General features: G+C 66.7%; 20 protein-coding genes and 2 tRNA genes. 18 read left to right on the forward strand and 4 right to left on the reverse strand.

What is annotated here, in order from left to right:
- The first annotated feature begins 1 nt into the window (after window position 1).
- From ilvN to AC1DDO_RS11525, 13 genes are all read left to right on the forward strand, one after another.
- Entirely contained in the window at window positions 2-514 is a 513-nt protein-coding gene (gene ilvN, locus AC1DDO_RS11465; RefSeq protein WP_018773531.1) for an acetolactate synthase small subunit, read from the forward strand.
- Between the two features lie 94 nt (window positions 515-608).
- Window positions 609-1,634 carry a ketol-acid reductoisomerase gene (ilvC, locus tag AC1DDO_RS11470; RefSeq protein WP_441407575.1) on the forward strand — a complete coding sequence of 342 codons (1,026 nt, stop codon included), beginning with the start codon at window positions 609-611 and terminating at the stop codon, window positions 1,632-1,634.
- A 135-nt stretch (window positions 1,635-1,769) separates the two neighbouring features.
- On the forward strand, window positions 1,770-3,365 hold the full coding sequence (gene serA, locus AC1DDO_RS11475) for a phosphoglycerate dehydrogenase (protein ID WP_476869497.1): 1,596 nt from the start codon (window positions 1,770-1,772) through the stop codon (window positions 3,363-3,365).
- A gap of 206 nt (window positions 3,366-3,571) precedes the next feature.
- Window positions 3,572-6,358 (forward strand): ABC transporter permease, encoded by a 2,787-nt coding sequence (locus tag AC1DDO_RS11480; protein ID WP_476869498.1) that lies wholly within the window; start codon window positions 3,572-3,574, stop codon window positions 6,356-6,358.
- The gene (locus tag AC1DDO_RS11485) at window positions 6,355-7,122 is read left to right on the forward strand and encodes an ABC transporter ATP-binding protein (protein ID WP_414645550.1); all 768 of its coding nucleotides are present in this window, start codon (window positions 6,355-6,357) and stop codon (window positions 7,120-7,122) included. The genes AC1DDO_RS11480 and AC1DDO_RS11485 overlap by 4 nt, the downstream gene beginning before the upstream one ends.
- Before the next feature lie 9 nt (window positions 7,123-7,131).
- Complete coding sequence (gene metG, locus AC1DDO_RS11490; RefSeq protein WP_476869499.1) at window positions 7,132-8,691, forward strand: methionine--tRNA ligase; 1,560 nt, start codon at window positions 7,132-7,134, stop codon at window positions 8,689-8,691.
- Window positions 8,692-8,828: 137 nt separating this feature from the next.
- On the forward strand, window positions 8,829-9,881 hold the full coding sequence (locus AC1DDO_RS11495) for a 3-isopropylmalate dehydrogenase (protein ID WP_476869500.1): 1,053 nt from the start codon (window positions 8,829-8,831) through the stop codon (window positions 9,879-9,881).
- 164 nt (window positions 9,882-10,045) lie between these two features.
- Complete coding sequence (locus tag AC1DDO_RS11500) at window positions 10,046-11,158, forward strand: branched-chain amino acid aminotransferase (RefSeq protein WP_476869501.1); 1,113 nt, start codon at window positions 10,046-10,048, stop codon at window positions 11,156-11,158.
- Window positions 11,159-11,286: 128 nt separating this feature from the next.
- Window positions 11,287-11,661: a DUF1304 family protein gene (locus AC1DDO_RS11505; RefSeq protein ID WP_476869502.1), complete on the forward strand. Its 375-nt coding sequence runs from the start codon at window positions 11,287-11,289 to the stop codon at window positions 11,659-11,661.
- 72 nt (window positions 11,662-11,733) lie between these two features.
- Entirely contained in the window at window positions 11,734-12,525 is a 792-nt protein-coding gene (locus tag AC1DDO_RS11510; protein ID WP_476869503.1) for an MBL fold metallo-hydrolase, read from the forward strand.
- Between the two features lie 57 nt (window positions 12,526-12,582).
- Entirely contained in the window at window positions 12,583-13,359 is a 777-nt protein-coding gene (locus AC1DDO_RS11515; protein ID WP_476869504.1) for a fumarylacetoacetate hydrolase family protein, read from the forward strand.
- A gap of 129 nt (window positions 13,360-13,488) precedes the next feature.
- Window positions 13,489-15,027 carry a glutamate--tRNA ligase gene (gltX, locus tag AC1DDO_RS11520; protein ID WP_476869505.1) on the forward strand — a complete coding sequence of 513 codons (1,539 nt, stop codon included), beginning with the start codon at window positions 13,489-13,491 and terminating at the stop codon, window positions 15,025-15,027.
- Window positions 15,011-15,742 carry an HAD family hydrolase gene (locus AC1DDO_RS11525; RefSeq protein WP_476869506.1) on the forward strand — a complete coding sequence of 244 codons (732 nt, stop codon included), beginning with the start codon at window positions 15,011-15,013 and terminating at the stop codon, window positions 15,740-15,742. The genes gltX and AC1DDO_RS11525 overlap by 17 nt, the downstream gene beginning before the upstream one ends.
- A 28-nt stretch (window positions 15,743-15,770) precedes the next feature.
- On the opposite strand, the gene AC1DDO_RS11530 is transcribed toward AC1DDO_RS11525, so the two are convergent.
- Window positions 15,771-17,156 (reverse strand): hypothetical protein, encoded by a 1,386-nt coding sequence (locus AC1DDO_RS11530; protein ID WP_476971831.1) that lies wholly within the window; start codon window positions 17,154-17,156, stop codon window positions 15,771-15,773.
- Between the two features lie 346 nt (window positions 17,157-17,502).
- Between AC1DDO_RS11530 and AC1DDO_RS11535 the strand changes: the two genes are divergently transcribed.
- A tRNA-Gln gene (locus tag AC1DDO_RS11535) sits at window positions 17,503-17,574 on the forward strand.
- A 130-nt stretch (window positions 17,575-17,704) separates the two neighbouring features.
- Window positions 17,705-17,777 (forward strand) — tRNA-Glu (locus tag AC1DDO_RS11540).
- A gap of 92 nt (window positions 17,778-17,869) precedes the next feature.
- On the opposite strand, the gene AC1DDO_RS11545 is transcribed toward AC1DDO_RS11540, so the two are convergent.
- Window positions 17,870-18,406: a DUF1697 domain-containing protein gene (locus AC1DDO_RS11545; RefSeq protein ID WP_476869508.1), complete on the reverse strand. Its 537-nt coding sequence runs from the start codon at window positions 18,404-18,406 to the stop codon at window positions 17,870-17,872.
- A gap of 47 nt (window positions 18,407-18,453) precedes the next feature.
- The gene (locus AC1DDO_RS11550) at window positions 18,454-19,173 is read right to left on the reverse strand and encodes an IclR family transcriptional regulator (protein WP_390204725.1); all 720 of its coding nucleotides are present in this window, start codon (window positions 19,171-19,173) and stop codon (window positions 18,454-18,456) included.
- 133 nt (window positions 19,174-19,306) lie between these two features.
- Between AC1DDO_RS11550 and leuC the strand changes: the two genes are divergently transcribed.
- Together leuC and leuD are read left to right on the forward strand one after the other, a co-directional pair.
- On the forward strand, window positions 19,307-20,761 hold the full coding sequence (gene leuC / locus AC1DDO_RS11555) for a 3-isopropylmalate dehydratase large subunit (RefSeq protein ID WP_476869509.1): 1,455 nt from the start codon (window positions 19,307-19,309) through the stop codon (window positions 20,759-20,761).
- A 73-nt stretch (window positions 20,762-20,834) separates the two neighbouring features.
- A complete protein-coding gene (leuD, locus tag AC1DDO_RS11560; protein ID WP_476869510.1) occupies window positions 20,835-21,437 on the forward strand; it encodes a 3-isopropylmalate dehydratase small subunit in 603 nt (200 codons plus the stop codon).
- Window positions 21,438-21,576: 139 nt separating this feature from the next.
- On the opposite strand, the gene AC1DDO_RS11565 is transcribed toward leuD, so the two are convergent.
- Entirely contained in the window at window positions 21,577-22,611 is a 1,035-nt protein-coding gene (locus tag AC1DDO_RS11565; protein WP_476869511.1) for an Lrp/AsnC family transcriptional regulator, read from the reverse strand.
- A 128-nt stretch (window positions 22,612-22,739) separates the two neighbouring features.
- Here AC1DDO_RS11565 and AC1DDO_RS11570 point away from each other — a divergent pair, with 128 nt between their 5' ends.
- Window positions 22,740-24,161 (forward strand): MFS transporter, encoded by a 1,422-nt coding sequence (locus AC1DDO_RS11570; protein ID WP_476971832.1) that lies wholly within the window; start codon window positions 22,740-22,742, stop codon window positions 24,159-24,161.
- Window positions 24,162-24,179: the final 18 nt, after the last annotated feature.

Raw genomic sequence — 24,179 nt, forward strand, 5'->3', positions numbered from 1 at the left:
CATGACCCGCCACACATTGTCCGTACTGGTCGAAGACAAGCCCGGTGTGCTGACCCGCGTTGCCAGCCTCTTCGCCCGCCGGGCCTTCAACATCAATTCCCTGGCCGTCGGCCCCACCGAGGTCCCGGGCATGTCCCGGATGACCGTGGTGGTCGACGCCGATGGCGAGCTGATCGAACAGGTCACGAAACAGCTGAACAAGCTGGTCAACGTGATCAAGATCGTCGAGCTCACCTCCGAATCTTCCGTACAGCGCGACCACATCCTGGTCAAGGTACGTGCGGATGCCGCGACACGTCTGCAGGTCACCCAGGCCGCAGACCTGTTCCGCGCTTCAGTGGTCGACGTCTCCACAGAGTCGGTGGTCATTGAGGCAACGGGCCACCCCGAGAAGCTCACGGCACTGCTCTCAGTGCTGGAGCCATTCGGCATCCGCGAAATCGTGCAGTCCGGCACCTTGGCCGTTGGACGGGGATCCCGCTCCATGAGTGACAGGGCCCTACGCTCCGCGTAAGCGGCGGCGTGAGGCGCGGGGCGGGACGCAAAACCCGCCCAGTACCGCAGCACCACAGACAACATCGAAAATCCACTCAAGAGGAGTTACGCAAGTGACTGAAATGTTTTACGACGACGACGCAGACCTGTCGATCATCCAGGGACGCAAGGTTGCCATTGTCGGCTACGGCTCCCAGGGCCACGCCCACGCGCTGAACCTGCGCGATTCCGGCGTCGAGGTTGCAATCGCGCTCAAGGAGGGCTCGAAGTCGATCGCCAAGGCCGAGGACGCCGGCTTCACCGTCAAGAACGTTGCCGACGCCGCCGAATGGGCCGACGTCATCATGATCCTCGCGCCGGACCAGTACCAGCGCTCGATCTACAACGACTCCATCAAGGACAAGCTGACCCCCGGCAAGGCCCTGGCCTTCGCCCACGGCTTCAACATCCGCTTCGGCTATATCGAGGCACCGGAGGGCGTTGACGTCATCCTGATCGCCCCGAAGGCTCCCGGCCACACCGTGCGCCGCGAGTTCGAGGCCGGCCGCGGCATCCCGGACATCATCGCCGTCGAGCAGGACGCTACCGGTTCCGCCTGGGAGCTGGCCAAGTCCTACGCCAAGGCCATTGGCGGCACCCGCGCCGGCGTCATCAAGACCACCTTCACCGAAGAGACCGAAACCGACCTCTTCGGCGAGCAGGCTGTCCTGTGCGGCGGCGTGTCCCAGCTGGTCCAGTACGGCTTCGAGACCCTGACCGAGGCCGGCTACCAGCCGCAGATCGCCTACTTCGAGGTGCTTCACGAGCTCAAGCTCATCGTTGACCTCATGTGGGAAGGCGGCATCGCCAAGCAGCGCTGGAGCGTCTCCGACACCGCAGAGTACGGCGACTACGTCTCCGGCCCGCGCGTCATCACCCCCGAGGTGAAGGAGAACATGCAGGCAGTCCTGAAGGACATCCAGGAGGGCGTCTTCGCCAAGCGCTTCATCGACGACCAGGACGCCGGCGCCCCCGAGTTCAAGGAACTGCGGGCCAAGGCAGAACAGCACCCCATCGAGGCCGTTGGCCGCGAGCTGCGGTCCCTGTTCGCCTGGCAGCAGCAGGACGTGGACTACGTCGAGGGCTCTGCAGCCCGCTAGTCAATGCCCGGCAGGGGAGCCGGACACCATTTCTGGGGTCCGGCTTCCCTGCTGTCCAGCACCACCCGCACCACCAGCATCACCCGATTCACCAAAATCCCCACCAGATACACAAGAGAGCTAAAGAGGTCACCGGTGACAAGCACCAAACCTGTCGTACTCCTCGCTGAGGAACTTTCGCCCGCCACCGTCGAGGCCCTCGGCCCGGACTTTGAAATCCGCCAGACAGACGGCTCCGACCGTTCCCAGCTGCTCTCCGCGATCGCCGACGTCGACGCGATCCTGGTCCGCTCCGCCACCCAGCTGGACGCCGAGGCCATCGCTGCCGCCAAGAACCTCAAGGTCATCGCCCGCGCCGGCGTGGGTCTGGACAACGTGGACATCAAGGCCGCCACGCAGGCCGGCGTCATGGTGGTCAACGCGCCGACCTCCAACATCGTCTCTGCCGCCGAACTGACCGTCGGACACATCCTGAGCCTCGCCCGCCACATCCCGCAGGCCAGCTCCGCCCTCAAGGACGGGGAGTGGAAGCGCTCCAAGTACACCGGCATCGAGCTCTTCGAGAAGAAGATCGGCATCATCGGACTCGGCCGGATCGGCGCCCTGGTCGCCGCCCGCCTCAAGGGCTTCGACACCAAGATCCTCGCGTACGATCCCTACATCACCTCCGCGCGGGCCGCCCAGCTCGGCGTCCAGCTGGTGACTCTCGACGAGCTCCTGGCACAGTCGGACTTCATCACCATCCACATGCCCAAGACCCCGGAAACCGTCGGCATGCTCGGCGCCGAGGCCTTCAAGAAGATGAAGAGCACGGCGTACGTCGTCAACGTCGCCCGCGGCGGCCTGGTGGACGAGGAAGCCCTTTACACCGCGCTGCAGGCCGGTGACATCGCCGGCGCCGGCATCGACGTGTTCCATAAGGAACCCAGCACCGACCTGCCGTTCTTCAAGCTCGACAACGTCGTGGTGACCCCGCACCTGGGCGCCTCCACCGACGAAGCCCAGGAGAAGGCCGGCGTTTCCGTCGCCAAGTCCGTCCGCCTGGCCCTGGCCGGCGAACTGGTCCCCGACGCCGTCAACGTCGCCGGCGGCGTCATCGCACCCGACGTCCGCCCCGGCATCCCGCTGATTGAAAAGCTGGGCCGCATCTTCACCGCATTGACCCACGCCTCTCTGACGCAGTTCGACGTCGAGGTGGCGGGCGAGATCTCCTCGCTCGATGTCAAGGTTCTGGAACTCGCGGCGCTCAAGGGGATTTTTGCCGACGTCGTGACCGAACAGGTCTCCTACGTCAACGCCCCGGTGATCGCAGAGCAGCGCGGCATCAACGTCCGGCTCATCACCACGCCGGACACCGAGTCCTACCGCAATGTCCTGACCCTGCGCGGAGCCCTCAGCGACGGCAGTCAGATCTCCGTCGCCGGCACCCTCACCGGCCCCAAGCAGATCCAGAAGCTCGTGGGCGTCAACGGCTACGAGGTGGAGATCCCGATCAGCGAACACCTCGTGGTGGTTGCCTACACGGACCGCCCCGGCGTGATCGGCACGATCGGCCACATCCTGGGCATGAACAACATCAACATCGCCGGCATGCAGGTGGCACGCCAGGCAGAGGGCGGCCAGGTGCTGGCCCTGCTGACCATCGACAGCTCCGTTCCGCAGCAGGTCCTTGACGCGATCAAGGCCGGGATCGGCGCTGACATGGTCCGCGAGGTTGACCTCGAGGACTAAAAGTCCTGCCCCCGGGGCCCCGGCGGCGGCATGACCGCCGCCGGCGGCCACGAGCGGGCGGCCGGTCTGCGTACAATGGCTAGGACCGAATTTCGGGTCTTGGCCGGCAGACCGGCCTTTACTTTTGCACGCCCGGCAGGGGACGCCTTCAATTCCGCAGGAAATGAACTGTGGCGTGCGCACGCAATCCAGCTTTCAGGAGCCCAATGAACGCCGTCCAGAGGTTCATCAGAAGCAGAGTGCTTTTGCTGACCGCGTCCATTTTGATCGTGGCCATGTGCCTGTCCGTGCTCGTCCAGGGTCAGTCCCAGGCGGCACTGAGCAGGACCGTGGACCAAAACTCCCGGGGGCTCTATGACGTCCTGGTCCAGGCCAAGGCGGGGGATAACGGCGGCCTGATGCAGCCGGACATCGCCACCGGCCAGGGCGGCATCAGCTTTGATCAGCTGGATTCGATCCGCAAGCTCTCCGGCACGTCGGTGGCCGCGCCCATCAGCCTGGTCTCGCGCGTGACGCAGAACCTTGAGTCGCCGCGCCTTGACGCCACCGACTACCTGGGCTTCAACGCCGGCCTCGCGGGCACCGCGGGCGACCCGACCGCCACCGACCCGAGCAAGTGGCCGGCCGCGGAATCGGTCCTGAGCGACACGCCGAAGAAATACCGCCTCACCGCCAGCGCCGTCAGCTCCGACGGCCACTCCGACCAGACGCTGTTCAAGACCACGGCTGAGGGCTCCCTCGGCAAGGCGAAGCTGGTCCAGGAACAGGTCGAGGGCGGCCAGAACGTCCGCATCCAGGGCCCCGAGGGCGAGACCGGCATCAAGTTCCCCACGCCGGCCGGCGGCTCCGAGCACAACCTCTTCAACCTTTCCGTATCCCTGCCCATGGCGCCGCAGGTCACCGAGTCCGTGGTCGCCGTCGACCCCGTCTCCGAACGCGCGCTGCTGGGCACGGCCGGTGACTTCCTGTCCCCGCTGGAGAAGGCCCCGCCCGCGGACGCCCGCAATGCCGGCGCGATCGGCCGGCACTTCGAAAGTCTCTTCACCAACGGCATCAGCATGGACGAACTCAAGGAAGGCCCGGACTTCCTTGGCGTCAAGCTCAAGTACTGGGCACCGCTGATGACCCAGTACCAGCAGGCCAAGCGCGACGGCCAGCTCACCGCCGATTCGCAGGCCATCCCGCTGATCGTCCGCTCCGGCACCGCCCTGGACCTGAAGTACTCGGTCAAGATCGAGGAAATCGACGACTCCGGCAACGTCACCAAGGACGTCGGCACGGTGTCCCGCTCGCTGGACAAGGACTACCTGCCCTTCGTTTCCAAATCCCCCTTTGCCCTCGCCTGGCCCGGGTCCAAGGACCTCTCCCAGCTCATGGGTGACACCGGATCCTTCAGCCAGGGCCTCTACAACCCGGCCACCTGGACCACCAACTTTGCCGCCGCCCCCGCGTACAAGGACGGCGACGCCGCCGCCAACGGCGCCGCGAACAAGAGCGCCACGCCCGGCGACTGGGTCACCGTGAACCGGCTGCCGGACAAGGCCGCCAACGGTGCCGCCGTCGACCAGACCCAGCGCAACCCCGTAGACGAGCGCTCCTACCGGCAGAACCTTGAAACCGGCAAGAAGCTGGCCACCCCGCTGGCCATGGTCTACGGCACCTTCGACCCCGCGGCCGTCAAGAACGCCGCCGGCGACGTCAACCGGCTGCCCCTGGGCGGCTACGACCCCGCGCCGTTCACGCTGACCAAGGACGCGTCCGGCACGGATGCCAACACCGAGCTCAAGCCCTCCCTGAGTGCCACGGGCCTGGTCAGCCAGTCCGCCGGCGCCATCACCGACTACTACGGCCTCGCCGCCGCCCGCGGCTACGAGAAGAACGCCTCCGTGATCGACGCCGTGCGCGTCCGCGCCAAGGTCCCCGGCAGCTGGAAGCAGGCGCAGCCCGAGGTGGAGAAGCTCGCCAACGAGATCCGCGACATGGGCCTGCAGGCCACCGTGGTGGCCGGTTCGGCCCGCGAGGACGCCAGCATCGCAGTTCCCGGTTACTCCAAGGACGACGCCGGCAAGGAATCGCCGCTGGGCACCGTGCAGCAGTCGTGGGTCCGGCAGGACGCCGCGGACGCCGTCTCCGGCTCCCTGACGGCCACGAACCTGACCCTGCTGTTCCTGACCCTGTGTGGCGCAGCCCTGCTGACCGGAGCCTCCACCGTCAGCTACATCCGGAAACGGCGCAGCGAGGCCGGCACCCTGCGTGCCATGGGCTGGACACAGCGCAAGATCCGCTCCTGGGTGCTGGCCGAATTTGGCGTCGGCGCCGCGCTGCTGGCTATCGCCGGCACTGCCCTGAGCCTGATCAGCTGGAGCACCGCCACCGCGGTCGTCTCGGCGTCGGTCCTTGTGTTGTACGTGGGTGCGGCGTTCGTCGCGGCCCAGCAGCTGCGCCACCGCGACGAAGTGGACCAGGAGCCGCAGCACGATGAACGGCTGATTGCGGTCGATTCCCCGCTGACCTTCGCCAACCGGCAGCTGAGCACCAACAAGTTCAACACCATCTCGCTCGCCGTGGCCGTCGGTGTCTTCGCCGCCGCCGTCGGCGGACTGGTCGCCCTGCTCATCGACATTCCCCGGGCCGCGGGCGCCAGTGCCCTCAGCGGGCTGGCCGCGGCCAGCATCGCGCTCCCGAGCATCATCCTCGCCGTGTCCGGAGTGGCCGTCGGCCTGCTCCTGACCATGGTCACCGGCCGCTTCGAGCTGCAGGCCAAGCGCCAGTACCTCGGCACGCTGCGGGCCATGGGCTGGAACCCGGACATGCTGGGCCAGGTCCGATTCTTTGAAAATGCCATGGTGGGAACCGTCGCGCTGCCGCTGGGCGTCGTGGGCGCCCTCGGCATCGGCCTTCTCCTCGCCCCCTATGCCGCACTGTGGGCCGCAATTGCTGGTCTCGTGGCTGTACTTTGCTGGATTCCGATTGCAACGAAAGTGGTCCAATGACTAACGAGCTGAACCTTGACCGGGAGGCACACGACCGGATGACCGCCAGCACCCGTCGCGGTGCGCACAAGACCCGCGCCAACACCATCGTGAAGGCCACGGACCACGCCACCCCGCTGGAACTGAGCAACATCACCATCCACTACGGCGGCGGCAAGGGCGGTGCCGAGGCCGTGAACGTCGTGGACGACTTCAACATGACGCTGCACGCCGGCGAAATGCACTGCGTCGCCGGCCGTTCCGGCTCGGGCAAGACCAGCATCCTGACCGTCGGCGCGGGACTGACCCTGCCGACGTCGGGCCGGGTGTTCTGGGAAGGCGACTCGCTCGAGACCATGGGCGACGACGAGATCGCCGACCGCCGCCGTGCCCTGATCGGCTACGTTGACCAGGGCGGTGCCCTGATCGACGGGATGAGCGCGCTCGAGAACGTGCTGCTTCCGGCGGTGCCCGACGGCGAGGTTGAGCAGCGCCGCGACATGGCCAAGGACCTCCTGGACCTGGTGGGCCTGGGCCGGCGGATGCGCCACCGCCCGGCCCAGCTGTCCGGCGGTGAGCGCCAGCGCGTGGCGATCGCCCGCGCCCTGATCCTCGGCACCCGGGTGCTGGTGGTCGACGAGCCCACGGCCAGCCTGGACCGGGCCGCGGCCAACCGCATCATCAGCATCCTCAAGGACACGACCTCGGACGGCATTGCCGTGCTGGTCGCTTCACATGACCACGAACTCGTCCGCCAGAGCGATACCCTCACAGAACTGATCTAGATTTAGACCGTGACTTCTTCTGAAAAAACCCCGTTCTACATCACCACGGCCATCACGTACCCCAACGGCGTGCCGCACATCGGCCACGCCTACGAGTACATCGCCACCGACGCGATGGCCCGCTTCAAGCGCCTGGACGGGTATGACGTTTTCTTCCTGACCGGAACCGATGAGCACGGCATGAAGATCGCCCAGGCCGCCGAGAAGGAAGGCGTCACGCCGAAGGAGCTGGTGGACCGGAACGCCGAGATCTACAAGGCGGCCCACGCTGCCCTGGGTGTCTCGTACGACCGCTTCATCCGCACCACCGACGCCGACCACTACGCGGCGTCGCAGGCCATCTGGAAGAAGATGGAGTCCAACGGGGACATCTACCTGTCCAAGTACGAGGGCTGGTATTCGGTCCGTGACGAGGCCTTCTACGTCGAGGACGAGACGGTCGTCAAGGACGACGGCGTCCGCTATTCCCGCGAATCGGACACCGAGGTGACGTGGACGGCCGAGGAAAGCTATTTCTTCCGGCTCTCCGCATACCAGGACAAACTGCTCGCACTCTACGAGGCCCACGCTGAGTTCGGCGCCCCGCAGTCGCGCTTCAACGAGGTCATCAGCTTCGTCCGGCGCGGGCTGGAGGACCTCTCCATCAGCCGCACCACGTTCGACTGGGGCGTCCCCGTGCCCGGCAATGACAAGCACGTCATGTACGTGTGGGTGGACGCGCTGACCAACTACCTGACCGGCGTCGGCTACCCGGACGTCGATTCGGAGTCCTTCAAGAAGTTCTGGCCGGCCGATGTCCACGTGATCGGCAAGGACATCTCCCGCTTCCACGCCATCTACTGGCCGGCGTTCCTCATGAGCGCCGGGCTGGAGCTGCCGAAGCGGATCATGATCCACGGCTTCCTGCAGAACAACGGCGTCAAGATGTCCAAGTCGCTGGGCAATGTGGTGGCGCCCGCGGACTTCGTGGCCCAGTACGGCCTGGACCAGGTGCGCTACTTCTTCCTGCGCGAGGTCCCCTTCGGCGCGGACGGCAACTACAATCACGAGGCAATCGTGGGCCGGATGAACTCGGACCTGGCCAACAACTTCGGCAACCTGGCCCAGCGGTCCCTGTCCATGGTGGCGAAGAACTGCGAGGGCCGCGTGCCGGCGCCCGGCACGTTCACCGCCGAGGACACCGCGCTGCTCGAGCAGGCCAACGGCCTGCTGGACGCCGCCCGGGCAGCGTTTGAGAAGCAGGAGTTCAGCCGCGCGCTGGAGGCCATCTGGACCGTCCTGGGGGACACCAACGCCTACTTCGCCGAGCAGGCCCCGTGGGTGCTGCGCAAGACCGACGTCGAACGCATGAACACCGTGCTCTACGTAACGCTCGAGGTGCTGCGGATCGTCGCGATCCTCGCCCAGCCGGTCATGCCGACGGCGACGGCGGCGATCCTGCACACGCTCGGCCAGCCCGAGGGCGGGGCACGCCAGTTCGCGGCCGTCGGCACGCCGATCGCCGCCGGCGCCGAACTACCGGCCCCGGCTCCGGTGTTCCCGAAGTACGAGGAACCCGCCGAGGCCTAAGCCCGCAAGCCACTGACGCTCCCGCACCCCTGAACCGGGTGCGGGAGCGTTTTTCGTCCCGAGCGTTTCGTCGGGACGGGCGTTCGAATAATGAGACGACTTGACCAGAATGTGGATGACTTAGCTACGCTGAAATCATGAGCGCATCCACGATTGATCTGGCAGTCATCCCGGGCGACGGCATCGGCCCGGAGGTCACGGCCGAAGCCCTGAAAGTCCTCGAGAAGGCCGCGGCCGCCGAGGGGATCGTGCTCCAGCAGACCCACTACAAGCTGGGTGCGGAGCACTGGCTCGAGACGGGGGAGACCCTGCCCGCGGCCACCCTCGCCGATTTGCGCACACGCGACGCCATCTTGTTCGGCGCCGTCGGGGCGGCCCCCGGCGATACCCGGATCCCCTCCGGCGTCATCGAGCGCGAACTGCTTCTGAAGCTGCGCTTCAGCCTGGACCACTTCGTCAACCTGCGGCCCTCGCGCCTGTACGCCAGCGTCGGCAGCCCGCTCGCCAACCCCGGCGAGATCGATTTCATCGTGGTCCGTGAAGGCACCGAGGGCCCCTACGTAGGCAACGGCGGCACCTTGCGTGCCGGCACCCCCCACGAGGTGGCCACCGAGGTGTCCCTGAACACCGCCCACGGCGTGGAGCGCGTGGTCCGCGACGCGTTCCGCCGGGCCAGCGAACGCCCCCGCAAGAAGCTCACCCTCGTGCACAAGCACAACGTCTTGGTCTTCGCCGGCCAGCTCTGGAAGCGCACCGTCGAAGCCGTGGCCCAGGAGTTCCCCGAGGTCACCCACGACTACCTCCACGTCGACGCCGCCACGATCTTCATGGTCACCGATCCGGCCCGCTTCGACGTGATCGTCACCGACAACCTGTTCGGCGACATCATCACCGACCTCGCGGCGGCCGTGACCGGCGGGATCGGCCTGGCCGCCTCCGGCAACCTCAACATGGACCGCACCGCGCCGTCCATGTTCGAACCCGTCCACGGTTCCGCCCCGGACATCGCCGGGCAGCAGAAGGCCGACCCCACAGCCGCCATCCTCTCCGCGGCACTGCTGCTGGACCACCTCGGCTTCACCGCCGCCGCCCGGAAGATCGAGGCCGCCGTAACGGCCGACGTCGAGGCCCGCGGCGGCGCCTTCCGCAGCACCAGCGAGGTCGGCGACGCCATCGCGGCGGCGCTGTAGGCGCTGCGTTCCAGGGTGCGGGGCGGGGTACGGTCCAGGGTGCTCTGCGGGGGCCGCAAAACCCCGCTGCCAACGGGCGTAAGCTTGTTTCGAATCACCAATATGCTGCCGTGGTCCGAGGGTGAACCACGTTCCCACACCAGGCAGCCGATCGTGGAGGAACCATGACTCAGACTGCCCATGGCGTCGAATTCACCCAGCACCCCTCGGAGACCCCGAAGTCTGCTGAAGAGCGTGCAGCCATCCTGGCGAACCCGGGATTCGGCGACTATTTCACCGACCACACCGCCATTGTCGACTACAGCGTCGACGCCGCAGGCAACGGTGGCTGGCACGACGCACGGGTTGAGCCCTACGGCCCGATTTCCCTGGACCCGTCCGCCGCAGTGCTGCACTACGGGCAGGAAATCTTCGAGGGCCTCAAGGCCTACCGCCACGCCGACGGCTCGATCTGGACGTTCCGGCCCGAGGCCAACGCCGCCCGGCTGAACCGGTCCGCCCGCCGCCTGGCCCTGCCCGAACTCCCGGAAGAATACTTCCTCGGCGCCATCCGCGAAATCGTGGCGGCCGACAAGGACTGGGTGCCCTCCGGCGACGGCGAAGCCCTGTACCTGCGGCCCTTCATGATCGCCACCGAGGCGTTCCTTGGCGTCCGGGCAGCGCGTGAGGTCTCCTTCCGCGTCATCGCCTCCCCGGCCGGCAACTACTTCGGCGGCGAGCTCAAGCCCGTCTCCATCTGGATCTCCCGCGAATACGCCCGCGCCGGCCGCGGCGGAACAGGCGCCGCTAAGTGCGGCGGCAACTACGCCGCCTCCCTGATCGCCCAGCAGGAGGCCGAGGCGCACGGCTGCAAGCAGGTCCTGTTCCTGGACCACTTCAACGACGACGCGGTCGAGGAACTCGGCGGCATGAACGTCTTCTTCGTCATGAAGGACGGCTCGCTGGTCACCCCCGCGCTGTCCGGAACCATCCTCGAAGGTGTTACCCGGATGTCCGTGATCCAGGTGGCCAAGGACATGGGCCGGGAAGTCACCGAGCGCAAGATCACCCTGGATGAGTGGCGCGACGGCGTCGCCTCCGGCGACATCGCTGAGGTCTTCGCCTGCGGGACCGCCGCGGTCATCACCCCTATCGGCGTGCTCAAGGACGCCACCGAGTTCATCGGCTCCGAGGACGCCACGGCGGGGGAGACCACCATGGCCATCCGCGCGCAGCTGCTCGGGATCCAGACCGGCACCGTGGAAGACACCCACGGCTGGCTGACCCGCCTCGCCTAGAGAGACTGAAATACGGCACGACGGCGGCCCCCACCTTCCGGTGACGGGCCGCCGTCGGCGTCTGCAGTCCCAGACCCGGCCCCCGTAGGGCCCTTCTCACCCGGCCGCCCGCAGTGCACAATGGGCACATGACGGGGCTGATCCAAGTTCTGGGCGTGGTCTTCGGCGTCCTGCTCATCAGTGTCGGCATCATGGAGTCCTTTTTCATCAGGGACCAGCGCCTGCACCGGGTGTTCCTCCTCCAACCGGATGACGTCGAAACAGTCCGGCTGTGGACGTTCAACCTCGGCTTCTACAACGTCATCTGGGGGATCGGTGCCATTGCCGGCGCGATTGCCCTTGGCGGAGCCGACGCCGCGGCCGGCCAGGCGCTCCTGATGTTCACGTGTGCGGCCCACGTGGGCCTGGGCCTGATCCTGTTCCTCTCCGAACGGCGGCTCTGGGGAAATGCCATTGCCGAGGCCGCCCTGCCGCTGGTCATCGGCGTCCTGCTGCTCGTCTAGGGGTGAGGGACCGTCGAGGACACCGGTGCAGGGTCTCTTCAGTGCAAGGTCGCTCAGTGCAAGGATGGTGGAGTGACTTCCCAGAACTCCAGTGGCATTGTCCGCAGCAGCGAGCTGACCCGGTTCCGGCTCGCCCCGAACCCGGGCCCCATGAGCCTGGCCGGAACCAACTCGTATCTCATTTCCGCCCCGGGGGCCGAGGGCAGGGTGGCCGTCGATCCCGGGCCCCTCGATGAGCCGCACCTGCAGGCGCTGGCCGGCGACGGGCCGGTCGAGCTGATCCTGATCACGCACCGGCACGCGGACCACACCGCTGCGGCGGCGAGGTTTTCTGAGCTGACCGGGGCGCCGATCCGGGCCGCGGATCCTGCCCACTGCCATGGCGCGGCCCGGCTGCTGGACGGCGAAACGATCCGGGCGGCCGGAACGGAGATCAGGGTGCTGGCGACCCCGGGCCACACTGGGGATTCGCTGTGCTTCCACCTGCCGAAGGACGGCCCGCACGGCTCGGTCCTGACCGGTGACACGATTCTGGGCTCGGGCACCACGGTGCTGGACTACCCCGACGGGACCCTCCGCGACTACCTGGAATCGCTGGACCGGCTTGAGCGTGTGGGCCCGGCCACGGTTCTGCCGGCGCACGGGCCGGTGCTGCCCGCGCTCGACGCCGTCGCCCGTGCCTACCGGGACCACCGGCAGGGCCGGCTCGACCAGGTCCGGGCAGCCCTCGTTGCGCTGGGCGCCGACGCAGGCGTCGCCGCCGTCACGGACGCTGTGTATGCCGACGTCGATCCCTCCGTCCGCCGCGCCGCGGAACTCTCCGTGGCTGCCCAGCTGGACTACCTGCGCAGCGGACGCCGCTAGACCCGGGGCTACTGTCGCAAAAGCCCCGGAGGCTGCCGGGACGGTAGGGTAGGAACCATGCGTATCGCCCGGTTTGTAGTCGATTCTGATCCCCTCTACGGCATCGTGGAAGGTGAACCCGGCAGTGAGGAAGTCACTGTCATCAAGGGTGACCCCTTCTTCCACGGCGTCGAACGAACCCCCACGAAGCACAAGCTGGAAGACGTCCGCCTGCTGGCACCGATCATTCCGCGCAGCAAGGTGATCGGCGTGGGCCGCAACTTCGCTGAGCATGCCAAGGAGCTGGGCAACGAGGTCCCGGAGCAGCCCCTGCTTTTCCTCAAGCCCAACACCTCCGTGATCGGGCCCAACGATCCCATCGTCCTGCCCGAGTTCTCCGAGGACGTCTCTTTCGAGGCCGAGCTGTGCGTCGTCATCGGCCGGATCTGCAAAGACGTGCCCGAGGACAGGGTGGAGGACGTCATCTTCGGCTACACCTGCGGCAACGACCTCACCGCCCGGGACGTCCAGAAAACGGACCTGCAGTGGGCCAGGGCCAAGGGCTTTGACACCTCGGCCCCGCTCGGCCCGTGGATCGAGACCGAACTGGACACCGAAGACCTGCAGATCCAGGGCCGGCTCAATGGCGAACTGCGCCAGGACGGCAGCACGAACCAGATGATCCGCGGCGTCCGGGAGCTCGTCTCCATCGTCTCGCAGGCCTTCACGCTGCTGCCCGGCGACGTCATCATGACCGGCACCCCGGCCGGCGTCGGCGCCATCCAGGCAGGGGACCGCTACGAGGTCGAAATCGAGGGCATCGGACGCCTCTCCAACCCGGCGGTCCGCCGCTAACTGCTCCGCCAGGAAGAAGCCGCACCGTTTTCCGGCAGCCGCACCGTGGATCCACGGTGCGGCTGTCCGTTTTCGTAGCGGTATTCCGGGCGAGTAGTGATGGCAGGGATTGGTAATGTTGGTACCACTATGACTACTGCTTCCGCGTCCGACGCCGTTTCCAGCTCCGCCCCGCTTGCCGCCCCCGCCGGTGAAGTCACCGCTGACACCCCGGTCCGGGTGCGGTTTTGCCCGTCGCCCACGGGCACCCCGCACGTCGGCCTGATCCGCACCGCCCTGTTCAACTGGGCCCACGCCCGGCACACCAAGGGCACCTTCGTGTTCCGGATCGAGGACACGGACGCGGCACGCGACTCGGAGGAGAGCTACCAGCAGCTGCTTGAGGCCCTCAAATGGCTCGGCATCACGTGGGAAGAAGGCGTGGAAGTCGGCGGTCCGCACGAGCCCTACCGCCAGTCGCAGCGGCTGGACCTCTACAAGGACGTCGTGGCCAAGCTGATCGACGCCGGCTACGCCTACGAGTGCTACTCCTCGCCGGAGGAAGTCGAGGCCCGCCACCGCGCCGCGGGACGCGACCCCAAGCTTGGCTACGACAACTTTGACCGGGAGCTCTCCGAAGAGCAGCTCGCCGCGTTCAAAGCCGAGGGCCGTCAGCCCGTGCTGCGCGTCCGCATGCCGGATACGGACGTCACCTTCACGGACATGGTCCGCGGCGAGATCACCTTCAAGGCCGGCAGCATCCCGGACTACGTCATTGTCCGTGCCGACGGATCCCCGCTGTACACCCTGGTCAACCCGGTGGATGACGCCCTCATGGGGATCACCCACGTGCTCCGGGGCGAGGACCTGCTCTCCTCGACACCCCGCCAGGTGGTGCTGATCCGTGCCCTCATGGACATCGGCGTGGCCAGCTACATGCCGGTCTTCGGCCACCTGCCGTACGTCATGGGCGAGGGCAACAAGAAGCTCTCCAAGCGCGACCCCCAGTCCAACCTGTTCCTGCTCCGGGACCGCGGCTTCATCCCCGAAGGCCTGCTCAACTACCTGTCCCTGCTCGGGTGGAGCCTCTCCGCGGACGAGGACATCTTCACCGTGGACCAGCTGATCGAGCACTTCGACGTCAACGACGTCCTGGCCAACCCCGCCCGCTTCGACATCAAGAAGGCCGAGGCCATCAACGGCACCCACATCCGGATGCTGGACCCCGAGGACTTCCGCGGCCGCCTGGTGCCCTACCTGCAGGCCGCCGGCCTGGTTGGGGAGAGCCTCACCGCCCGCGAGGAGGAGATCCTGGCCGAGGCCGCCCCGCTGATCCAGGAGCGCATTTCGCTGCTGGGCGAGGCCCCCGAGATGCTCGCGTTCCTGTTCAAGGCAGACGACGCGATCGACGTCGCCGACGACGCCCGCAAGGGGCTGCCGGAGAACCTCACCGAGGTGCTCGACGCCGCCTTGTCCGCGCTGGAGCCCGTTGCTGACTGGACGGCCGAGAACATCCAGGCCGCCCTGAAGGAGGCCCTCGTGGAAGGCCTGGGCGTCAAGCCGCGCCTGGCCTTCGGCCCGGTCCGCACGGCCGTCTCGGGCCGGCGGATCTCCCCGCCCCTGTTCGAATCCATGGTCATCCTGGGCAAGGATTCCTCCCTCGCCCGGCTGCGTGCCTTCCGCGGCTGACGTGCTGGCAGCACGGCTGGGCGCGGGAGTTGTCCAAGGGATCCTCTTTGACATCGACGACACCCTGGTGGACCTCGAATTCTCCATGACGTCCGCGCTCCGCGACGTCAGCGAGCACCTCCTGCCCGGCCTTGACGAGGCCGGGTGGGAGAAGTTCGGGCGGATCTTCACCCACGAGACAACCCACTTCTACGACCGGTACCTGGCCGGCGAGATCACATTCAACGAACAGCGGCTGCTCCGCGGCCGGGCAGCGCTGGGCTACTTCGGCGTCGAACTGGCCGACGGCGAGCAGGCCCACCATTGGGTGAGTTCCTACGCGAGCCGCCAGCACGGCTACATCCGGGCGTTCGACGACGTCGGCCCCCTGCTGGACGCCCTGGACGCCGCTGGCATTCCGTACGGTGCCGTGAGCAATAACGTCCATGATTACCAGCGCGTGAAACTGGACGCGGCCGGGCTGGAACGGATCACCGTCCTGGTGGGCACAGATACCGTCGGCGTCGCCAAGCCTGACCCTGCCATCTACCTCGAGGGTGTCCGGCGCATCGGTACCGGACCTGGCCAAACGCTGTACGTCGGGGACAACCGGCTGCTCGACGCGGAAGGCTCGACGGCGGCCGGCCTTCTGGGTGTCTGGCTGAACCGCGGCGGGGAGCCGGCCCCGGGCTTCGTTGGCCGCGAGGTCGGCTCCCTGCTGGAGCTGCTGGCGTAGCCGCTCCGCACGGAACTGGTGCCAGAACCTACGAGGCGCCGGACTGCTTCTTCCGCAGCGCCAGGAAGGCGCCCACGGAACCAAGGGCCAGCACAGCCACGAGTCCCAGTGCCGTGGCGGCGTCGGACTGCCGGATCATGCTGGTGGGCGATACCGCCGCGGCCCCGGAATACAGCGTTCCGGTGCCGTCAGCAATCCGGGCGTTGCCGTCGGCGAGCTTGTCCGCCCCGGTGGCCAGCTGCGAGGAGCCGGTCGCCAGCTTGGTGTTGCCGGCCGAGAGCTGGGAGGCCCCGGACGCCAGCGCCTGGGATCCGTCGAGCAGGCCCGGATTGGCCGGATCGCCGGGAACGCCCTTGATGCCGGAGTTCAGTGCCACGGTTCCGTCGGCAAGTCGGGAGGTGCCGTCGGTCATCCGTGCGGCGGCTTTCAGCAGGCCGGGGTGTTCGGGATCGCCGGGGACGCCGTCCATCCCGACACGGATCTTGGATGTGCCCTCGGCCAGGAGCCGCGTTCCCAGGACGACGCCCGGGCTTGCCGGGTCCTGGCTGTTGAGCTTTCCGGCCAGCGTGGCGAATCCCGCCGTGAGTTTGCCCGTTCCGGCGTGCAGCTGGCCCGCGCCGTCCCGCAGACGCTGCGCACCGGCCTGAAGCTGGCTGGCGCCGGCGTCCAGCTTGTGTGCGCCGGCGGTGATCTTGGCGATCTTGTCCTTCACCACGGACAGCGGCACGAGGCCCTGGACCGGATCATTCGCCGCTGCCTGCAGCAGTTCCATGGCCTGCGCCAGCGCCGCTGTCCCGGTTCCGGCCTCCGGGTTACCGTTGGCGCCCCGGTAGCCCTTGAGCTGGTCTGTTCCACCTGCCAGGGCAACTGTGCCCCCGGCCAGCTGGGCGGCGCCGCCGTCGAGCTGAGTGGCTCCGTCTGCGAGGTTGTTCTGGGCGTTGCCCGACGGCGTAGGGGTCAGCGCGGCGGACAGCTGCACGGCCCCCGCCGCGAGCTTCTGCGCGCCGTCGTCGACTTTGTAGACGCCCGGTGCCAGCTTGCTGTTCACATCCGTTTGGATCTTGACGGCACCTGCGGCCAGGTCGCCGGCACCGGCCTGGAGCTTGTCCGCTCCCGGTGCCAGTTTGGTGCTGATGCCCGAGTAGATCTTGTCCGCCCCCGCGGAGAGCTTGCCGGCCCCGGTATCGGCTTGGCTGGCGCCGTTGGCGAGTTTTCCGGCGCCGTCCTCTAGCTGGCCGGCTCCGGCTGAAGCTTGGGCGGCCCCGTCCTTGAGTTTCGCAGAACCGTCCGTTATCCGGCCTGTGACTAGGGTATAGAACCCCAGCAGGGCGATGAGCAGCAGCGCCAGGGTGGCGATGGCGAATTGCTGCGCACGGGTCCGGGTCTTGCTTGTGGCGGCACGACTCAGTGACACAGGTGATTCCTCTCGACGTTCTCGCCGGCAGCGGCTCTGCTGCCGGCCACCCCGGCCGGTGTGATGCAGCTAACACTGGAAATTGAGCGCAAAGCTGCCCTCGGTGGCGTGGGGGAGGGGTGGTTACTCGTTGGTAACTTACCGAGCGTAAACTTGTTTCGCCCGGCTTGGCAAGGGTGGACCGGGATTTTGCCGCGGCTAAAGCGGGGTTCGGCGTCCCCGGCCCGCCCGGCCCGCGGCCGCTCGCCCGATTTGTGCAAGTGAAAACTCTCGGGTAAAGTAATTACTCGTGCTGAGGCGCCGGGAGCGAGGGTTTAGACCCAAACATCCGGTCCTGAAGTGCCATTGGGATATGGTGTAATTGGCAACACTACGGTTTCTGGTACCGTCATTCTAGGTTCGAGTCCTGGTATCCCAGCTCTAAAAATTCGCGGATTTCCGCGGGTGTTTGGAAGTTTCAAAGCGGCTTGACCGATTTGAAACAACAGCCGATTGTATGAAACAATCATTTGGCTTGGATGGCAGGAATGCTGTTCTGGAGAGTATGCGGCCCCATCGTATAGCGGCCTAGTACGCTGCCCTCTCACGGCGGTAACGCGGGTTCGAATCCCGCTGGGGTCACAATGAAAACGGTCCCGGGCATTAGCCCGGGGCCGTTTTGTTTTGCCCGGATCCCGCGGCGCCTCCGTCCCCCGGCTAACGTCCGATCGCGGCTAAATCCCGGCAGCGGCGTCGCGGACCTTGATCATGGTGCGGAGATTGCGGGTGGTGGTGGTTGCCTTGTACTTGGCCTTCGAGGAGAGCTTGCTGATAGGGCTCTCCAGGGTTCCTCCGGTGGGGGCGAGCCATGCCAGGGCTTCCGGACCCAGCCGGGTGAGCTCGGCACCGTCCAGGGCGCTGCCCGATTCAAAGAGCTCCGAGAGTGCCGCCTCATCCGAGGCTAGTGTCAGGTAGGTGTGGGTGGACGCGTCGTCGGCCGGGTAGGGGCACGCCTCGACGAGTGCCGCCACGCGGTCCGAGGTCAGGACCACCACCCAGGCGTCGTAGCCGAAGGTTTCCCGTAGGCAGGCCTCAAACTCCCGCTTAACACCGGCGGGATCCAGCTCGCTGGCCAGCACCACATTCCCGCTGGCCAGCAGCGTCTTAACGTCCGAAAACGGCCGAGACTTCAGTGCGACTTTGAGGTCGGCCATCTTGATGTTGATGCCGCCCACATTGATGCCCCGGAGGAATACCGCATAGCTGTTCATGGGCACAGCATACTTAGTCTTTGTTCTTGCCTAGTCGTTGGTCTTGCTCAGTCGTTGGTCTTGCGCAGTGCCTCGGTCAGGATGCGGCCGGCGTTGCAGACCACTTCGGCGTGCAGCCGCCCCGGCTGGCGGGTCAGGCGCTCGATGGGGCCGGAAATGGACACTGCGGCAATCACGCGGCCGGACGGTCCTCGGACCGGGGCCGAAACGGAGGCGACCCCCGGCTCGCGTTCGCCCAGGCTCTGACCCCAGCCCCGGCGTCGTACTCCCGCCAGAACGGTGGGGGTGAAGCGGGCCGACTGGAGGCCTTCCAGGAGCCGGTCGTGGTCTTCCCACGCCAGCAGCACCTGGGCGGCCGAGCCGGCCTTCATGGACAGCTGGGTGCCAACGGGAATTGTGTCGCGCAGGCCGATGGGGCGCTCGGCGGAGGCAACGCAGACGCGCCAGTCGCCCTGGCGTCGGAAGATCTGCGCGCTCTCGCCGGTGGCGTCGCGCAGCTGCATCAGCACGGGGCCGGCGGAGGCGATGAGGCGGTCCTCGCCTGCGGCGGAAGCCAGTTCCACCAGGCGGCTCCCGAGCACGAACCGGCCCTGGATATCGCGGCTCACCAGCCGGTGGTGCACCAGGGCGAGAGCCAGCCGGTGCACGGTAGGCCGAGCCAGCCCCGTGGCCGCCACCAGCTGTGCCAAGGTGGTGGGGCCGGCCTCAAGTGCGTCAAGCACATGGGCCGCTTTATCGATGACACCGACTCCACTAGAATTGTCCATGTAATGATATTGACGTCTCATTATCTGAGATGCAAGTCAACGCGCTGGCGTATTACTTGGCTGTGCTGGTTCAGTGGAACTAACAGCCCGCGTAGGGACGCACATTTACTTACCGCAGTGAAGGGAGCAGGCCGTGGCAAAGACACTGGCCGAGAAAGTCTGGGACGCGCACGTAGTGCGCAAGGGGGACGGCGAAGGAGCCAACGCCCAGCCGGACCTCCTCTTCATCGACCTCCACCTGGTGCACGAGGTGACGTCGCCGCAGGCGTTTGAAGGCCTGCGGCTCGCCGGGCGCAAGCTGCGCCGGCCGGACCTCACCATAGCCACAGAGGATCACAACACTCCCACGCTGGACATCGACAAGCCAATTGCCGATCTCACGAGCCGGACCCAGATCCAGACCCTGCGCAACAACTGCCAGGAGTTCGGCGTCCGCCTGCACTCGCTCGGTGACGCCGAGCAGGGCATCGTCCACGTGGTCGGACCCCAGCTGGGCCTCACGCAGCCGGGCATGACCGTGGTCTGCGGCGACTCGCACACTTCAACCCACGGCGCCTTCGGAGCGCTCGCCATGGGCATCGGCACCTCCGAGGTGGAGCACGTCATGGCCACCCAGACGCTGTCCCTGAAGCCGTTCAAGACCATGGCCATCAATGTTGAGGGCACGCTGCGGCCCGGTGTGAGCGCCAAGGACATCATCCTGGCCGTCATCGCCAAGATCGGCACCGGCGGCGGGCAGGGCTACGTGCTGGAGTACCGTGGCTCGGCCATCCGTGCCCTGTCCATGGAAGCCCGGATGACCATCTGCAACATGTCGATCGAGGCCGGCGCCCGCGCCGGGCTGGTGGCCCCGGACCAGACCACGTACGACTACATGTACGGCCGCCCGCACGCGCCCCAGGGCGCCGAGTGGGATGCCGCCGTCGAATACTGGAACACGCTGAGCACCGACGGCGGCGCCGCGTTCGACGTCGAGGTGGACCTGGACGCCAACACCCTGGAACCCTTCGTGACCTGGGGGACCAACCCGGGCCAGGGCGTGTCCCTGTCCGCGAAGGTGCCCTCGCCGGAGGACTTCGGCGACGAGAACGCCAAGGCTGCCGCCGAACGCGCCCTGCAGTACATGGGCCTGGAGGCCGGCACGCCGATGAAGGAGATCCGGGTGGACACCGTGTTCCTGGGCTCCTGCACGAACTCCCGCATGGAGGACCTCCGGGCCGCCGCCGACATTGTCCGGGGACGGACCAAGGACCCGGCCGTGCGCATGCTGGTGGTGCCCGGATCCGCCCGTGTCCGGCTTGAGGCCGAAGCCGAGGGCCTGGACAAGGTCTTCAAGGACTTCGGTGCCGAGTGGCGCTTTGCCGGCTGCTCCATGTGCCTGGGCATGAACCCGGACCAGCTGGAGGTGGGGGAGCGCTGCGCCTCCACGTCCAACCGCAACTTTGAGGGACGCCAGGGCAAGGGCGGCCGCACGCACCTCGTCTCGCCTGTTGTCGCAGCGGCGACGGCGGTCCGCGGCACGCTGAGCTCGCCGTCGGATCTGGACCCCGCCCCGGAGTCCGCGGCGCTCCGGGTCGACGCCCTTTAACCCCGGCCGCGCAGCCTCCGCCGCACGGCCCGATCCACTTAGCCCTGATCCATACAGTCCCGAAGGATCCGCCATGGAAAAGTTCACCACCCACACCGGAATCGGTGTCCCTCTGCGCCAGAGCAACGTCGACACGGACCAGATCATCCCCGCCGTATACCTCAAGCGCATCACCCGCACCGGCTTTGAGGACGCGCTCTTCGCCGCCTGGCGCAAAGACCCGTCCTTCATCCTGAACCAGGCGCCGTTCAGCGCTGGATCCGTTCTGGTGGCGGGCCCCGACTTCGGCACCGGCTCGTCGCGCGAGCATGCCGTCTGGGCACTGAAGGATTACGGCTTCAAGACCGTCCTGTCCTCCCGCTTTGCCGACATCTTCCGCGGCAACTCCGGCAAGCAGGGCCTGCTCGCCGCCGAGGTCGCCCAGGACGACATCGAGCTCATCTGGAAGGAACTCGAGAACGCACCCGGCACCGAGGTTACGGTGGACCTCGTGTCCAAGACCGTGCAGTGCGGCAACATTGTGGCGCCGTTCGAGATTGACGATTACACACGGTGGCGCCTCCTCGAAGGCCTGGACGACATCGGGCTGACGCTGCAGCACGAACCCGATATCACCGCGTACGAGGCCACCCGGCCCTCCTTCAAGCCCAAGACGCTTCCTGCCCGGTTGTCCTGAGGCCCAGGGCTGAGCCGCCAGGGCTTCTGGCAGCAATCGCGTAGTGATGACGTGCCGCCGTCGAGTTGAAAGACTCGACGGCGGCACGCTCTTTTTGGGATGGGCTGGTGCTCCGCAGGTTATGGATTTGTGCGTCCGTTCAGGAGTCATCGTGGCGACGCAAGGCTTGCGTCGAGTCCTCCCGCCACAGTGGCAGGGGGACAACATCCTGGCTTCGCCCTGACTCATCCAACAGATGTCCGAGCCGTTTATACGTGCGAACCACCGCCTGCCGGGTGATTACCGTGCTTCCCGGCGCCCGGGCTGCCAGCTCCCGCTCGTGCCCCTGGACTTCTAGATAGTCGCGGACCCACAGTGTCACCAAAAGGTTCTGGGTACCTAGTACCTGCGCGCTCAAGCGGCAGCTTGGCAGTCCCGCGAAGTATCGGCCGATGGAGTCCACATGGGTCGCCGGAACGTTGAGGCTCAGGCTCACCTCCCGCAGGCCCTGCTGGCCGGCGACGGAAGTATCGCACCTCATCGTCATGTAGCCGGAGGCCAGAAACCGTTCCACCCGCCGTCGGGCCGTCTGGGGCGACACGCCGGAGGCGGCGCCCAGCTCTGCCCAACTGGCCCGACCATCGCGAGCAAGCTCCTCCAGCAGGGTGGCGTCCAGCCCGTCGGGGGCGTAGGCGGGCGGTGGCGGAGTAGAGTCCTTCGCCATGAGCCGCGCCCGCGCTGGTTCCAGGGTTCCGCTGCGCCACTCCGAGGCCTGCCGATAGAGCTGTGTAACGAAGACAACCTCCCTGCGCGTCACACCTGGCAGGTCCGCGAAGGCGCCCGTGACGATCGCCATGAGCTCCTCATGGCTTGATGCGAAACAGTCCACGAACAAGTCGTGGGCTCCTGACACAAGGGAAACTGTCCCGAAAGCGGGTTCCGCGCAGAGCCGCTGAATGAGGGCCTCGTGCTCGCCCGGCACCGAGGACAGAAAGATAAAAGCGGACCAGCCGGCACTGAGGTACCGCGGTCCTGGAGACGGGGTGATCCACGCGAGTCCCTGTTCCGCGAGTGCGTTCCAGCGCCGGGATACGGTGGGGCCGGAGAGGCCAAGGACGTCCCCCACGCGGGCCCAGTCGGCCCTCGGATTGATCTGCAGGGCGTTTACGATTTCGAGATCCAATTCAGAGATCATGGCTGATTCTTTCAAATTTCTCGATGCGTTGGGGATTTAGAGCAATATCGTGGGCGTAGATGGGGCCGAAGCTAACGTTGTGACTCGCATCACTCCAAGTCAGGTGTCCCGAGTCCCAAGGAAGCAATATGACAAGCAAGACAGTCCCACCGACGACGGCGGCGATCACCCGCCGAACGATCGCCGGCATGGTCGTGGCGATGGCCGTGATCGAATCACTCAGTGGCGTCACCCAGGGGTACTTGAACCCCATCCTGCCCGCCCTCGGGCCCGTCTTGTCCATCGATGATCCGACCATCAACGGCATCTTCCTGATCTCCAACGTCAGTTTCGCCGTGCTCACGCCCATCATCTCCCGGCTCGGAGACAGTTACGGCTACCGGCTGGTGCTCCGCTGCTCAACTGCGGTGGTCGCTGCGGGAGTGCTCATGATGGCACTCTGGCCGTCCCTGGCCACCGTGACCGTGGGCGTCGTCCTGCTCACCTGCGTCGTGGGCTTCATCCCCCTCATGATGGGAATCCTGCGGGTCAGCAGCCCAGCTCACACCCGTACCGGAGTCAGCGTGATGATAGGCATGCTCATGATCACGGTCGGTGCAGGTGGGCTGCTGGCGGGGATTGTGGGCGTCAGCGACCCCACGCTCGGATTTTGGGTGGCGGTTCCGTTCGCCGTCGCGGCACTGTTCTCTTCTTTCCTGTTGCCCGACGCCGGAACTCCCACCCGGGAGGGAATTGCCCTGGTGCCATTGATGGCCTGTTCCGTCGGCCTGATCGGCTTCGTCGTCGCCCTTTCGATGGGGCCGGACTGGGGCTGGCTCGATGCGCGGACGCTCGGATCCGGCCTGGTTGGACTGGCGCTGCTGGCCTTCTGGGCCCGGATAGATGCAAGGGGCCCTGAGCAGGGAAAGAAGTTCGTGGATCTGCGCATGCTTGCAAACCCGCGTATCCGCGCAGTCTCGCTGGCCACCTTCTTCTTCGGCTTCGCGTCCATCAGCTACTTCGGCACCAACGGCATCTTCCTGCACGCCAACCCCGACAAGACCGGCTATGGATTCGCCCTCAGCCCACTCATGATCGCCATCGTCCTAGCCGCCGCATCCGTGCTCTCATTCGCGTCGTCGATGTTGACCGCGCGGGCGCTCAAGGCGTTCGGCGAGCGGGCCACGCTGGTCTTCGCCGGACTGCTGCTCGCGGGTGGTTTCGTGGTGATGATCTCTGCGCACGGCTCCCTGGCCGGGTACTGTGTCGGATTCGCCATGTTCAACTTGAGCCTCGGCATGTATCAGGCCGGGACCCGCTCGCTTTCCGTCGAGGGTGTCGCGCTGGAGGAGACCTCGACTGCGGCCGGACTCAACGAGCTGGCACTGTCGGTTGGCATTGCGGTGGGTGCCGCCGTCGTCAAGCTCCTCTCGTCATCGTCGGCGGAGTCCGGGCGCATCACCGAGGGTGGCCTCGTATCCATCTGGGGAGTGCTCGCAATGGCTGCATTGATCGCGGCGGCTGCCTCAGCACGCTATCCGCAGCGTCAGTCCGCGGAGGTCCTTCCGTGAACCCGGCTGCGCTGACGC

It is taken from the genome of Arthrobacter sp. 10N43 (assembly GCF_056394525.1).